The organism is Ensifer sp. 38_S197 (genome assembly GCF_056924495.1).
This window is the reverse complement of the sequence record NZ_JBXOVZ010000002.1, coordinates 2224371-2238105: the sequence shown is the minus strand read 5'-3', so window position 1 is coordinate 2238105 and position 13735 is coordinate 2224371. Positions and strand designations below refer to the sequence as shown.

The following is a 13735-nucleotide window of genomic DNA, read 5'->3' as shown; positions in this document are numbered from 1 at the left end:
GCCCGAAGCGGTCGCGCGGGAGGGGAACCGGTGGATCTATTTTCCTGGCAGCTCGGGCTGCCCTTGACGTTGGTGTGTCTCGCCTTCGGCTATCTGCTCGGCTCGATCCCATTCGGGCTGATCCTGACCCGCATGGCGGGGCTCGGCGACGTGCGAAAGATCGGCTCGGGCAATATCGGCGCGACCAATGTGCTGAGAACCGGCAACAAGAAACTCGCAGCCGCTACTTTGCTGCTCGACGCCCTGAAGGGTACCGCGGCCGCGGCCATAGCCTCCTATTGGGGCGTCGAGGCAGGCATCGCCGCCGGCTTTGCGGCGTTTCTCGGCCACCTCTATCCGGTCTGGCTCGGCTTCAAGGGCGGCAAGGGCATTGCCACCTATATCGGCGTCCTCCTCGGCCTCGTCCCCGTCATGGTGCTTGCCTTTGCGGCGATCTGGCTCGCCATGGCGAAAATCACCCGTTACTCCTCATTGTCCGCCCTGGTTGCAACGGCTATCATCCCGGTTCTACTTTACGCGGTAGGGAACGAGAAGGTCGCTCTCCTCTTCGCCGCAATGACCGTCATTAGCTGGGTGAAGCATCGCGCCAATATCCAGCGGCTGCTCGCCGGCACGGAAAGCAAGATCGGAGATAAGGGATAATGTCTGAGGACAGCGCAGGACGAACCGGAGTGGCGCTGACCGAACGACAGAAACTCTCCTGGCTGCGGCTGATCCGCAGCGACAACGTCGGCCCCATCGCCTTCAGGGACCTGATCAACCACTTCGGCACCGCGGAAAATGCGCTCGACGCGCTCCCTGAACTGTCCCGGCGCGGAGGAACCAAGCAGGCCTACCGCGTGGCGACCGCAAGCGAGGCCGAACGGGAACTGGAAGCGGCGCGACGCTGCGGCGCGGTCTTCGTCGGCATCGGCGAGCCGGGTTATCCCTCGGCGCTGCGACAGATCGACGGTGCTCCCCCTCTTCTCGCCATGAAGGGCGACCTCAAAGCGGCAAGCCGCCCGTCGCTCGGCATCGTCGGCTCGCGCAATGCATCGGCGAGCGGCGCAAAGTTCGCGGCGATGATCGCGCGCGATGCCGGACGCGCCGGCTATGTCGTCACTTCGGGTCTTGCCCGGGGTATCGATACGGCCGCCCATCGCGCAAGCCTCGAAACCGGCACGATCGCCGCACTCGCCGGCGGGCTCGATCGCCCCTACCCGCCCGAAAACCTCGGCCTCCTCGAGGAGATCACATCTGGCCGCGGCCTCGCGATCAGCGAAATGCCTTTCGGGTGGGAGCCGCGTGCCCGCGATTTTCCCCGCCGCAACCGCCTGATTGCCGGCGTCAGCCTCGGCGTCGCCGTCGTCGAGGCCGCCAATCGCTCCGGTTCGCTGATCACCGCCCGTTATGCCGCCGATTTCGGCCGGCTCGTCTTTGCCGTTCCGGGATCCCCACTCGATCCCCGGTGCCATGGCACCAACGATCTTCTGAAACAGGGCGCGATCGTGACAACGTCGCCGGACGATGTCCTCGAAGCGCTGGCACCGCTCAGCCAGTTCGAACTGGCCCTGCCAAGCGCCAGGGAACCGGAGGGGCATACGCAGCCGAGCGCCCCCGCCACGACCAGCGACAACGACCGTGCGGCCATCATCAATGCGCTCGGCCCGACGCCGGTCGAGACGGACGACATCGTCAGGCACACCGGGCTTTCTCCCGCGCAGGTCTACCTGCTTCTTCTGGAACTCGATCTTGCCGGACGGCTCGACCGGCACGCCGGCGGGCTTGTGTCTCTCGCGGCAACCGAATGAGTGCCAGCGATGGTGATCCGCGGCCGCTAAGAAGCGACGGAATACCCATTGCAGATTGCAGACGCCATGCAATCTTGCGTGAGTTGCATCGCCTCCGCTCATCGTTATTTTGGGCGAACCCTCTTGACCCCGCACGAATCCCTGTCCATTTCGGGGCATCGATACAAGGCGACACACGGCGCTGACAGCGCTGACGCCCGAACCAGAACCGGTTGTCTCAGAAAATGACGATGAATGTTGTAGTGGTGGAGTCGCCTTCCAAGGCAAAGACGATCAACAAGTACCTTGGGCCTGGCTACAAGGTACTGGCTTCGTTCGGCCATGTGCGCGACCTGCCGGCGAAGGACGGTTCGGTCCGTCCGGACGAAGATTTCGAAATGTCCTGGGAGGTCGACGGCGCCTCGGCGAAGCGCATGAAGGACATTGCCGACGCGGTCAAATCCTCCGACGGCCTCATTCTCGCAACCGACCCGGATCGCGAAGGCGAAGCCATTTCCTGGCACGTGCTCGACCTCTTGAAGAAGAAGAAGGTGCTTGGCGACAAGCCGGTCAAGCGCGTCGCCTTCAACGCCATCACCAAGAAGGCGGTGCTCGAGGCGATCGCCCATCCGCGCGACATCGACATCTCGTTGGTCGACGCCTACCTGGCACGCCGCGCGCTTGACTATCTCGTCGGCTTCAACCTGTCGCCGGTGCTCTGGCGGAAGCTGCCGGGTGCCCGTTCGGCCGGCCGCGTGCAGTCGGTCACGCTCCGCCTCGTCTGCGACCGCGAAGCCGAGATCGAGCGCTTCGTCTCGGAGGAATACTGGAACATTTCGGCGCTGCTGAAGACCCCGCGCGGCGACGAGTTCGAGGCTCGCCTCGTCTCGGCCGACGGCAAGCGCCTCGCGCCCAAGGCGATCGGCAACGGGGAAGAAGCGAACCGGCTGAAGACCCTGCTCGACGGCGCCGCCTATGTCGTCGACAGCATCGAGGCGAAGCCCGTCAAGCGCAACCCGTCGCCGCCCTTCACCACCTCGACGCTGCAGCAGGCGGCCTCCTCCAAGCTCGGCTTTTCGGCCTCGCGCACCATGCAGGTCGCGCAGAAGCTCTATGAAGGCGTCGACATCGGCGGAGAGACGGTCGGTCTGATCACCTATATGCGTACCGACGGCGTGCAGATGGCGCCGGAGGCGATCGAGGCCTCGCGCAAGGCGATCGCCAGCCAGTTCGGCGACCGCTACCTGCCGGAGAAGCCGCGTTTCTATTCGACCAAGGCGAAGAACGCCCAGGAAGCGCACGAAGCCATTCGCCCGACCGATTTCAACCGCACGCCGGACCAGGTTCGCCGCTTCCTCGATGGCGACATGCTGCGGCTCTACGACCTTGTCTGGAAGCGCGGCATCGCAAGCCAGATGGCATCCGCCGAGATCGAGCGCACCACCGCCGAAATTACCGCCAACAATGGCGGCAAGACCGCTGGCCTGCGTGCCACCGGCTCCGTCATCCGCTTCGACGGCTTCATCGCCGCCTATACGGATGCCAAGGAAGATGGCGAGCAGAGCGACGACGGCGACGAGGATGGTCGCCTGCCGGAGATCAATGCGCGCGAGAACCTCGCGAAGCAGAAGATCAACGCTTCGCAGCACTTCACCGAGCCGCCGCCGCGCTACTCGGAAGCGAGTCTGATCAAGAAGATGGAAGAGCTCGGCATCGGCCGGCCTTCCACCTATGCCGCAACGGTCACGACGCTGCTCGACCGCGACTACATCACCAACGACAAGCGTAAGCTCGTGCCCCAGGCCAAGGGCCGCCTGGTGACGGCGTTCCTGGAGAGTTTCTTCACGCGCTATGTCGGCTACGACTTCACGGCGTCGCTGGAAGAGAAGCTCGACCAGGTCTCGGCCGGAGAGGTCAACTGGAAGGACGTCCTTCGCGACTTCTGGAAGGATTTCTTCGCACAGATCGAGGAAACCAAGGAGCTGCGTGTCACCAACGTGCTCGACGCACTGAACGAGGAACTGGCGCCGCTGGTCTTCCCGAAGCGCGAGGATGGCGGCGATCCGCGCACCTGCCAGGTCTGCGGCACCGGCAAGCTGTCGCTGAAGCTCGGCAAGTATGGCGCCTTCGTCGGCTGCTCGAACTATCCGGAGTGCAATTTCACCCGCCAGCTTTCCTCCGAGAGCAACGGCGACCAGGAAGCGGCGGTCTCGAACGAACCGCAGGCGCTCGGCAAGGACCCGCATACCGGCGAGGAAATCACGCTGCGCAACGGCCGCTTCGGTCCCTATGTCCAGCGAGGCGACGGCAAGGAAGCCAAGCGCTCGAGCCTGCCGAAGGGCTGGACGCCATCGACCATCGACCATGAGAAGGCGGTCGCCCTTCTGTCGCTGCCGCGCGACATCGGCGCGCATCCCGAAACCGGCAAGATGATCTCGACCGGCCTCGGCCGCTACGGACCGTTCGTCCTGCATGACGGCACCTATGCCAATCTCGAATCGATCGAAGACGTGTTCTCGATCGGCCTCAACCGCGCCGTCTCGGTTCTTGCCGACAAGCAGTCGAAGGCCGGCGCCGGGCGTGGCCGCACGGCAGCCGCCGCGCTCAAGGAACTCGGAGATCACCCGGAAGGCGGCGCCATCACCGTTCGTGACGGGCGCTACGGTCCCTATGTCAACTGGGGCAAGGTCAACGCCACCCTGCCCAAGGGCAAGGATCCGCAGTCGGTGACGGTCGAGGAGGCGCTCGCGCTGATTTCGGAGCGCGCCGCCAAGGGCGGAACGACGAAGGGCAAGGCAAGCAAGGCCAAGACGACCAAGGCAGCGGCAAAGTCCGAGGACGGCGCTGCGAAGACGACCAAAGCCAAGGCACCTGCCAAGAGCAAGACGAAGACGGCCGCCAAGGCCAAGAAGGGCTGATTTTGACCAGAATACCGCGCGACCCGACCGAACAGTCCGGCAAGAGAAGCATGGGCAAGAAGCCTGCTCGCGCGGCCAAGGCCGGACCGGCTCAGCCAAGCGAACCAATCATTCACGGCGCGGTTCCGCCGCGCGACGTACTGATGCGCTTCATCGCCGAAAACCCGGATCGTGCCTCCAAGCGCGAGATCGCCAAGGCCTTCGGCCTCAAGGGCGAAACCCGTGTCGAGCTCAAGGCGTTGCTGAGATCGCTGGAAGAGGACGGTCTGGTCGAGAAGAAGCGCAAGTCGCTGGTGCGTCCCGGCGCCCTGCCCCCTGTCACCGTGCTCGACATCACTATCCGCGACGTCGACGGCGAACTGATCGGCCGGCCGGCCGAGTGGCTTGACGATGACGGCGTCGCTCCGGCGGTGCTGATCAAGCAGTCGGCTGTCGGCAAGGCCAAGGGCAAGGTTCCGGTCGGCGGCCTCGGCGACCGCGTGCTCGCCAAGATCTTTCCGGCCAAGGAGCGGGGCGGTCCTGCCTATACGGCGCGCATCATCAAGGTGCTGGACAAGCGCAAGGACGCGGTGCTCGGCGTCTTCCGCTCGACGCCCGGCGGCGGTGGCCGCTTGATGCCGATCGACAAGCGCGGCGAGGAAGTGCTCGTCGATCCGGAATTCACCGGCAACGCCAAGGATGGCGATCTCGTCGAGGTACAGCTCGCACGGCTCGGCCGTTACGGCTTGCCACGCGCCCAGGTGCAAAACGTCATCGGCTCGGTGGCCTCGGAGAAGGCGATCTCGATGATCGCGATCCATTCGCACGGCATACCCCACGTCTTCCCGGAACGGGTGATCGAGGAGGCAAATGCCGCTGGGCCCGCCACCATGGCGCATCGCGAAGACTGGCGGACGCTGCCGCTCATCACCATCGACCCGGCCGATGCGAAGGATCACGACGACGCCGTTCACGCCGAGCCGGATCCGTCCGAAGACAATCCCGGCGGCGTCATCGTCACGGTCGCGATCGCCGACGTCTCCTATTATGTCCGGCCAAAATCCGCGCTGGACCTTGAGGCGCTGAAGCGCGGCAACTCGGTCTACTTCCCCGATCGGGTGGTGCCGATGCTGCCCGAACGGATATCCAACGATCTCTGCTCCCTGAAGGAAGGTGTCGACCGCCCGGCACTGGCCGTGCGCATGCGCTTTTCCAAGGAGGGCCGCAAGGCCGGGCACACGTTCCACCGCATCATGATGAGAAGCGCGGCGAAACTCTCCTACCAGCAGGCGCAGGCGGCCATCGACGGCAACCCGGACGACAAGACCGGGCCGATCCTCGACACGATCCTGAAGCCGCTCTGGGAGGGTTATCGCATCCTCACGCGCGGCCGCGACCGGCGCCAGCCGCTCGAACTCAACATGCCCGAGCGCAAGATCATCCTGAAGCCCGATGGCACGGTCGACCGTGTCTTCGTTCCCGAGCGCCTCGATGCCCACAAGCTGATCGAGGAAATGATGATCCAGGCAAACGTCGCTGCGGCCGAGACGCTGGAGCAGAAGCGCCAGGTGCTGATCTACCGTGTGCACGACCAGCCCTCGCTCGCCAAGCAGGAGAGCTTGCGCGAATTCCTGGCGACGCTCGACATCTCGCTCATCAAGGGCGGCAACATGCGCTCGAACCATTTCAACGGCATTCTGGCCAAGGCCGAAGGAAAGCCCTTCGAGACGATGGTCAACGAGATGGTGCTCCGCTCGCAGAGCCAGGCGATCTACAGCCCCGAGAATATCGGGCACTTCGGCCTGAACCTCTTGAAATACGCGCATTTCACCTCGCCGATCCGGCGTTATGCCGACCTCATCGTACATCGGGCACTGGTTGCCTCGCTCGGCCTCGGCGAAGGCGGACTGACGCCGCAGGAAGAGGGTGTGCTCGACGACATCGCCGCGGAGATCTCGACCTTCGAGCGCCGCGCCATGGCAGCGGAACGGGACACCGTCGACCGGCTGATCGCCCATCATCTGAATGGCCGTGTCGGCGAGGAATTCGAAGGCCGCGTTTCGGGCGTCACCAAGGCGGGACTCTTTGTCACCCTGCCCGCCTATGGCGCCGATGGCTTCGTTCCGATATCTACGCTCGGACGCGACTACTTCATCTATGATGAGGCGCATCAGGCGCTTTCCGGCGAGAAGACCGGGCTCGGCTATCGCCTGGGCGATCCGGTGCGCGTCAAGCTCGTGGAGGCCGTGCCGCTTGCGGGTGCGCTGAGATTCGAGATGCTGAGCGAGGGGCGCAAGATGCCGACGGCGACGCGCTCCTTCCACAAGTCCGGCCGGCGCGACCGCACCGGGGCACGCAAGAAGCCGGGAACACGGCCGCCGAGAGGCCGGCGATAGGTTCCCGCAAGGCAGAGGAATAGGCATGAAAGCAGCGGCAGGCGAAACACTTCAACTGGGCAGCAGCGAAAGCGACGAGCGCTCGGTTGGCCTTTCGATGAAGCGCGGCTTTCTCGGCCGCTGTCCGGCCTGCGGCAGCGGCAAGCTGTTTCGCAGCTACGTCAAGTCCGTCGATGCCTGCGCCGCCTGCGGCGAGCGCATGGACCATCATCGTGCCGATGACTTCCCGCCCTATATCGTCGTGACGATCGTCGGCCACCTCGTGCTTGCCGGCTATATGATGACCGACCTCATCCTGCCGTTGACGACCTGGCAGCATCTGGCGATCTGGGCGCCGATCACCGTGATCAGTTCGCTGGGGCTGCTGCAGCCGGTCAAAGGTGCCGTCATCGGTCTGCAATGGGCGCTCAGGATGCACGGCTTTGGCGGTCACGAAGACGCGCCGGAAGATGTCCTGCCGCCGCGAGACGACAGGGCATGACGTCTGCGCGAAGCTCGGGCGGCCCGGAACGCCAGCATCCCGCGGCCGTCAGACCGCGGGATGCCGCCTCCGTCATGCTGCTCGACCGCCAAGGGGAGCGCGTGCGGGTTTTGATGGGCAAGCGGCACAGCGCCCACGTCTTCATGCCTGATCTCTATGTCTTCCCCGGTGGACGGCGCGATGCCGGCGACCACCGCATCAGTTTCGGCTCCGACCTGCACCCGTCCGTCCTGCATGCGCTGAAGACGGCCGGCGCGCGCCAACTGACCGACACACGCGCCCGTGCGCTCGCCCTTGCCGGGCTGCGTGAGCTCTACGAAGAGGCCGGCATCGCCGTCGGCCAACCGGCTCCCTCGGCCACCGCGCCGGTTCCCTTTCTTCCCGATCTTGCAAAGTTGCGCTATATGGCTCGGGCCATCACCCCTCCGGGCCATGCGAGGCGGTTCGATACGCGCTTCTTCGCTTTGTTTGCGGACGAGGCCGGGATCGATCCGACACGCTTCCTGGACAGCCGGGAGCTTCAGGACTTGCAGTGGATCGATGTGAACGATTCTCCGTCTCTACGGATACCTGACATCACCGCCATCATACTTGCGGATCTCAGAAGCAGTCTCGACACCGATCCGTCGCTCCCCTGTGAACGAGCGGTGCCACTTTATGCCGCGCGCCGTGGGCGCCTCGTCCGCACGTTGCTCTAGGGTTCGCCTGATGTCACAGCCGTCGCCCGGTATAACTGCACCGGTTGAGGATATTCACTGGCGGTCGCTGATCGCCGCCGTTGCCGCAATCAGCGCCGTTGGCATCGCCATCGGCCTCGGTCTGCCGCTGCTCTCCATCATCATGGAGAAGCGTGGAATTTCCTCGACGCTCATCGGGCTCAACTCGGCGATGGCCGGCCTTGCCTCGATGGCCGCCGCGCCGTTCACCACAAAGGTCGCCCATCGCTACGGTGTCGCACAGACCATGTTGTGGGCCGTGCTGGTCGCCGCCATGAGTGCCTTCGGCTTCTACTACATCACCAACTTCTGGCTCTGGTTTCCGCTGCGTGTGATCTTCCACGGCGCCATTACCGTGCTCTTCATCCTCTCGGAGTTCTGGATCAACGCGACTGCACCGCCAAGCAAGCGCGGCTTCGTGCTCGGCATTTACGGCACGGTTCTTTCGCTTGGTTTCGCCACCGGTCCCCTGCTCTTCTCCATCCTCGGCAGCGAGGGCATCCTGCCCTTCGTCGTCGGCGCCGGCGTGATTCTGCTTGCCGCCGTGCCGATCTTCCTGGCGCGTGACGAGAGCCCCGTCATCGACGAGAAGCCCGAGCGGCATTTCCTGCGCTACGTCTACCTCGTTCCGACCGCCACGGCCGCCGTCTTCATCTTCGGCGCGGTCGAATCGGGCGGGCTTTCGCTGTTCCCGGTGTTCGGTACCCGGTCCGGCTTCACCGAATCACAGGCCGCACTGCTGCTGACGGTGATGGGCATCGGCAACTTCATCTTCCAGATCCCCCTCGGCATGTTGTCCGATCGGGTGAAGGACCGGCGCACGCTGTTGTCCGCCATGACGGTCATCGGCCTCATCGGCGCCCTCTGTCTGCCGATGCTGGCCGAAAGCTGGTTCCTCATGGCGGTCGTGCTGCTTTTCTGGGGTGGTTGCGTGTCCGGGCTCTACACCGTCGGTCTCAGCCATCTGGGGTCTCGCCTGCAGGGCGCGGATCTCGCGGCCGCCAACGCCGCCTTCGTGTTCTCCTATGCGGTCGGGACGGTCGCTGGCCCGCAGGTCATCGGCGCCGCGATGGACGTCACCGGCGACAACGGTTTCGCTTGGGCGATCGCCGGCTTTTTCGCTCTCTATGTCGCGCTTTCGGTGGTCAGGATCGTTTTGAATCCAAAACGGCCTTGACTTTTCGGCCGCGATTTGTAGTTTCGCGCCAACCTTGCCCGTGGCCCGCAACCGGTTGTCCACGGCTTTCATTGTTACAAAGGCAGGACGACCATGGCAAAAGCCACCACCATCAAGATCAAGCTGCTTTCGACAGCCGACACGGGTTTCTTCTACGTCACGACCAAGAACAGCCGTACGATGACGGAAAAGATGACGAAGACCAAGTACGACCCGGTCGTCAAGAAGCACGTCGAGTTCAAGGAAACCAAGATCAAGTAAGATCGACAGTTTCCCGGGGATCAAGGGGCGTCGACCGCAAGGTCAGGCGCCCTTTCCTTTTGGACGTTCGAGCATGGGCTTTCGGCGGTCGCGGCGACCGGCCAGTTGACGGTCGAAAGGCATGCCGTCTCGCGCCTCTCGCCTGATCCCCCAAAGCAAAAACGCCGCCCCGGGATGGGGCGGCGTTTCGCAAAGGGGGTCGGCTGGCCTCTGACTGCGGCACGAGGATTCCGCAGGCGTCAAAAGCCAACCGACCGACCCCACGACCCAGGAGATGCGGCGGACCTGAGCATCATGGGGTAAGCAAAATGTTAGGAGGCGATGCCTTCTTGTTCATCAGCATCACCTGAAAATGGAAAAAAATCAACGAATTCTTAATGCGCGAAGCGGTGCCGCTAAGCGCATGGTTAATTCTGTATCAGACTGAGACAGGCACACGGCCCGGGCGCCGCGGCTACCCAAACTCCCCGGTAGCATCGGCTGCGGCGAGAATACAACTTTAGATGCAACCTGCAAGAGGTGGCCCCAAGAAATTCACCGGGGCGCAGAAGCGTCCGGATTGGGCTCAGGCGGCCGCCGCCACCACACGGTTGCGGCCCTCGTTCTTGGCTTGGTAGAGCGCCGTATCCGCGCGCTTGAGCAGAGCCTCGGCCGTATCGGCATCCGGCCTAAGCGTCGCGATTCCCATCGACGCCGTTACCCTCAAAACGCCATCCGCCTGCGGTATCGGGAACGGCAGGCTTTCGATAATCATGCGTAAGCGCTCGGCGACGCCGGCTGCCATCTCAGCCGACGTATCGGGCATCACGACGACGAATTCCTCTCCGCCGAAACGGCAGGCAAGATCGGCCCCGCGCACGGTCGCGCGAATGCGATTGGCGAACTCCCGCAGCACTTCGTCACCGGCATCATGGCCGTAGGTATCGTTGACCTGTTTGAAACGGTCGATGTCCGTCATGCAGATGGACAGCGGCCGGCCGCGCGCAGCAGCCCTATCCATCAGCAGTTTCAGGTGAGTGTCGAAATAGCGGCGGTTGTGCAGGCCGGTCAGGCCGTCGGTGACGGCAAGTTCGATGGTCTGCTGCACGCTCGCGCGCAGCCTGTCATTGCAATGCTTGCGCCGGATCTGGGTCATGGAGCGAGCGATCAGCTCATTCGGATCGACCGGCCGCATCAGGTAATCGGTCACGCCGAGATCGAGCGCGCGCACCACCATCTCATCGCTGCCCTGCTCCGCGATCAGCAGGATGGGGATGAAGCGCGTCCGCTCCAGCGAACGCAACTGCGAGCACAGGCGCAGAGGATCGTATTCGTCGAAGTTCGCGTTGACGATGACTAGGTCGAAATTGTTCTCGGCGGCTTCGAAGAGTGCCGCCTGCGGATCTGAGGTCACCGAGACATCCGCGATCGGTGCAAGCGCGCGCTGCAGCCTCTCCTGCGACGAGCCACGGCCATCGACCAGCAGAACATTGCCCGGCTCGTCCGGGCGATCCGAGCGACCGACGTCCTCGAGGCCGATGGTCTGCGCCGTCTGGGCGCGCAGGCGCAATTCGTCGCTGACATTCTTCAGCCGCACCAGGCTCTTCACGCGCGACATCAACTGGAGATCGTTGACGGGCTTGGTCAGGAAGTCGTCGGCGCCTGCCTTCAGGCCGCGCACGCGATCCGACGGCTGATCGAGCGCCGTCACCATGACGACGGGAATATGCGCCGTGCGCGGATTCGCCTTCAGCCGTTCGCAGACCTCGAAACCGTCGAGTCCAGGCATCATGATGTCGAGCAGCACGAGATCGATGGGCGTCTTCTCGCAGAGCGCCAGTGCCGAGTAGCCGTCATTGGCCGTCAACACATCGAAATATTCGGCGAGCAGCCTGGCTTCGAGCAACTTCACATTGGCCGGAACATCATCAACGACAAGGATACGCGCAGTCATATCAATTTTCCCGCCGCTCAGGCATCGCCCAGGTAGGTTTTGATCGTTTCTATAAACTTCGGTACGGAAATCGGCTTGGAAACATAGGCTTCGCATCCACCCTGGCGGATGCGCTCCTCGTCTCCCTTCATTGCAAATGCAGTAACGGCGATGACAGGAATGACGTGCAATTCATCGTCTTCCTTCAGCCATTTGGTCACTTCCAGACCGGACACTTCCGGCAACTGGATATCCATCAGAATGAGATCGGGCCGGTGCTTGCGCGCGAGCTCGAGCGCCTCCATGCCGTTGCGCGTCTGGATCGTCGCATAGCCGGAAGCCTCAATCAGGTCGCGGAACAGCTTCATGTTCAGCTCGTTGTCCTCAACAATCATTACCTGTTTGGGCATGTCGATCCCTTGCTGTCCGTCGTCACCTTGCAAGTCTCCTCAAGACATTTAACTTGCAGAGCCGACGACTCGACCCATTTCCTCAACTTCAGAGATAGGCCTATTTGGTTGAAAAATAGGTAACTCAGCACGTAAAAACCATACGGGGACGAAGCATTGAAGAGCGCCGACGAAATCGCCATCGACATCCTCGCCTGGCTCGCCGGCGAGCCTGAGCTTCTGTCCCGTTTCCTGGCGCTGACGGGCACCGATCCGACGGCATTGCGCAATGCCATCGCCGAGCCTGGATTCATGGGCGGACTCGTCGCCTTTCTCATGGACCACGAGCCAACGCTGATGGCATTCTGCCAGGCGACCGGTACGGCGCCGGAAGATGTGGTGCGCGCCCATGCGGCGCTTTCGGGCCATTCGGATTTTGAGGATTGAGCGTGCCAGGCGCGTCCACAGGCGACCGCATCCAGCTTCGAGAGCGCCCGCTGATCGTCAGCGACATCGATGAGGTCGTGCTCGAATTCATCAATCCGTTCAAGCTTTTCCTTGAAAGCTGCGGCCACGTTCTGTTGCCCCGATCCTTCCGTTTGACCGGCAACATCGTCGATCGTACGAACGAACGACCGCTCGCGGAGGCGGAGGTCAAGGCCCTGCTTGATTCCTTCTACGGGTCGCAGGATCGCTGGCAGACGCCGGCTGCACAGGTCGTCGAGACCTTGGCGGCGCTGTCGAAGGAAGCAGACATCGTTTTCCTCACCGCCATGCCGCCGCATCACGCCGCGATCCGGCGCGCCTTGCTCGACCGGCTTGACCTTCCCTACCCGCTGCTTGCCTCCGAGGAACCGAAGGGACCGATCGTGCAAAAACTGCACGCCGGACGCCCGATTCCGCTGGTCTTCGTCGACGACATTCTTCGCAACCTGCAGTCGGTCCAGCACTACGCGCCGTCCTGCCTGCTGATCAACCTGATGGTTAACGCGGAGTTCCGCGCGCTCGCCCCAAAGCCGGACACCGGCATCCGCGCGGCCGCTGACTGGCCGGAGGCGGCGGCGGCCATTCGTGCGCATTTCGAGGGCTAATTCAGCGCCGGTTCCCATCAGTGCAAATCCAATCGCATCAGCGGCCTGCCATCCTTGCGACGCGCCACCACGTCGAATCCCGCGGCCTCGAAGACCGCCGTCGCGCCGACCCAAAGGGCGACTGACTTTGACTGTTTGGCGTGATCGATCGGACAAGCATCGAGATAGCGTGCGCCGCCCACTCTCGCGTGGTCGACCGCGGCGCGCACGATGGCTCAAGCCCTTGCCCCGTAGTTTCGACTGCATGAACAGACAGCTCAGCGCCCAGACCTTCGGATCGGTCGCCTCGCGGTCCTCCAGTGGTCGCGCCGCCGTGCGCGGTGAATTGAACTGCGGAACATCCTGGCGAGGACCAACCTGAACCCAGGCCACCGGCTTTCCCTCGAAATAGCCGAGGATGCCGGGCGGCGGCGCGGCTTCGATACGTTCCTTGATAAAGGCCTTGCGCTGCCCGGCCGGCATCGCCGTTCGGATGGAATGCGGCAGGCGCAACGCGGTGCACCAGCAACCGCCATAGGCACCGTTCGGCTCAAAAAGCTGCTCGAAATCCGCCCAACTATCCGCCGTCACGGGTGAGAACCGGAGTGTGATTTCCAACAGAGCCTCCCTTGAGACTCACCAGCCTAGAGCGTAAGGTCGCGATGTT

12 protein-coding genes and 1 pseudogene are annotated in these 13735 nt (G+C 63.5%); 10 read left to right on the top strand and 3 right to left on the bottom strand.

What is annotated here, in order from left to right; genetic code table 11:
* Window positions 1-30: 30 nt before the first annotated feature.
* The 8 genes from plsY to rpmG all read left to right on the top strand — a co-directional run bounded on the left by plsY (window position 31) and on the right by rpmG (window position 9697).
* Window positions 31-642: a glycerol-3-phosphate 1-O-acyltransferase PlsY gene (plsY, locus tag AC1Z3V_RS23900; RefSeq protein WP_483502114.1), complete on the top strand. Its 612-nt coding sequence runs from the start codon at window positions 31-33 to the stop codon at window positions 640-642.
* The gene (gene dprA / locus AC1Z3V_RS23895; RefSeq protein WP_483502112.1) at window positions 642-1790 is read left to right on the top strand and encodes a DNA-processing protein DprA; all 1149 of its coding nucleotides are present in this window, start codon (window positions 642-644) and stop codon (window positions 1788-1790) included. The genes plsY and dprA overlap by 1 nt, the downstream gene beginning before the upstream one ends.
* A 230-nt stretch (window positions 1791-2020) precedes the next feature.
* Window positions 2021-4687, top strand: a complete 2667-nt coding sequence (topA, locus tag AC1Z3V_RS23890) for a type I DNA topoisomerase (RefSeq protein ID WP_483502111.1) — start codon at window positions 2021-2023, stop codon at window positions 4685-4687.
* A gap of 2 nt (window positions 4688-4689) precedes the next feature.
* The gene (gene rnr, locus AC1Z3V_RS23885; RefSeq protein WP_483502110.1) at window positions 4690-7062 is read left to right on the top strand and encodes a ribonuclease R; all 2373 of its coding nucleotides are present in this window, start codon (window positions 4690-4692) and stop codon (window positions 7060-7062) included.
* Window positions 7063-7087: 25 nt separating this feature from the next.
* Window positions 7088-7543, top strand: a complete 456-nt coding sequence (locus tag AC1Z3V_RS23880) for a DUF983 domain-containing protein (protein ID WP_429808808.1) — start codon at window positions 7088-7090, stop codon at window positions 7541-7543.
* On the top strand, window positions 7540-8241 hold the full coding sequence (locus tag AC1Z3V_RS23875; protein ID WP_483502109.1) for an NUDIX hydrolase: 702 nt from the start codon (window positions 7540-7542) through the stop codon (window positions 8239-8241). The genes AC1Z3V_RS23880 and AC1Z3V_RS23875 overlap by 4 nt, the downstream gene beginning before the upstream one ends.
* 10 nt (window positions 8242-8251) lie before the next feature.
* Window positions 8252-9436 carry an MFS transporter gene (locus tag AC1Z3V_RS23870; RefSeq protein ID WP_429808802.1) on the top strand — a complete coding sequence of 395 codons (1185 nt, stop codon included), beginning with the start codon at window positions 8252-8254 and terminating at the stop codon, window positions 9434-9436.
* Between the two features lie 93 nt (window positions 9437-9529).
* Entirely contained in the window at window positions 9530-9697 is a 168-nt protein-coding gene (gene rpmG, locus AC1Z3V_RS23865; RefSeq protein WP_034795357.1) for a 50S ribosomal protein L33, read from the top strand.
* 565 nt (window positions 9698-10262) lie between these two features.
* On the opposite strand, the gene AC1Z3V_RS23860 is transcribed toward rpmG, so the two are convergent.
* A complete protein-coding gene (locus tag AC1Z3V_RS23860) occupies window positions 10263-11630 on the bottom strand; it encodes a PleD family two-component system response regulator (protein ID WP_483502107.1) in 1368 nt (455 codons plus the stop codon).
* A gap of 17 nt (window positions 11631-11647) precedes the next feature.
* On the bottom strand, window positions 11648-12019 hold the full coding sequence (locus tag AC1Z3V_RS23855) for a response regulator (protein WP_003537642.1): 372 nt from the start codon (window positions 12017-12019) through the stop codon (window positions 11648-11650).
* A 156-nt stretch (window positions 12020-12175) separates the two neighbouring features.
* Between AC1Z3V_RS23855 and AC1Z3V_RS23850 the strand changes: the two genes are divergently transcribed.
* A complete protein-coding gene (locus AC1Z3V_RS23850; protein ID WP_429808796.1) occupies window positions 12176-12445 on the top strand; it encodes a DUF3572 domain-containing protein in 270 nt (89 codons plus the stop codon).
* Window positions 12446-12447: 2 nt separating this feature from the next.
* Window positions 12448-13089 (top strand): hypothetical protein, encoded by a 642-nt coding sequence (locus AC1Z3V_RS23845; protein ID WP_483502105.1) that lies wholly within the window; start codon window positions 12448-12450, stop codon window positions 13087-13089.
* Between the two features lie 17 nt (window positions 13090-13106).
* Here AC1Z3V_RS23845 and AC1Z3V_RS23840 read toward each other — a convergent pair.
* Window positions 13107-13686: pseudogene (locus tag AC1Z3V_RS23840) on the bottom strand (GNAT family N-acetyltransferase).
* Window positions 13687-13735: the final 49 nt, after the last annotated feature.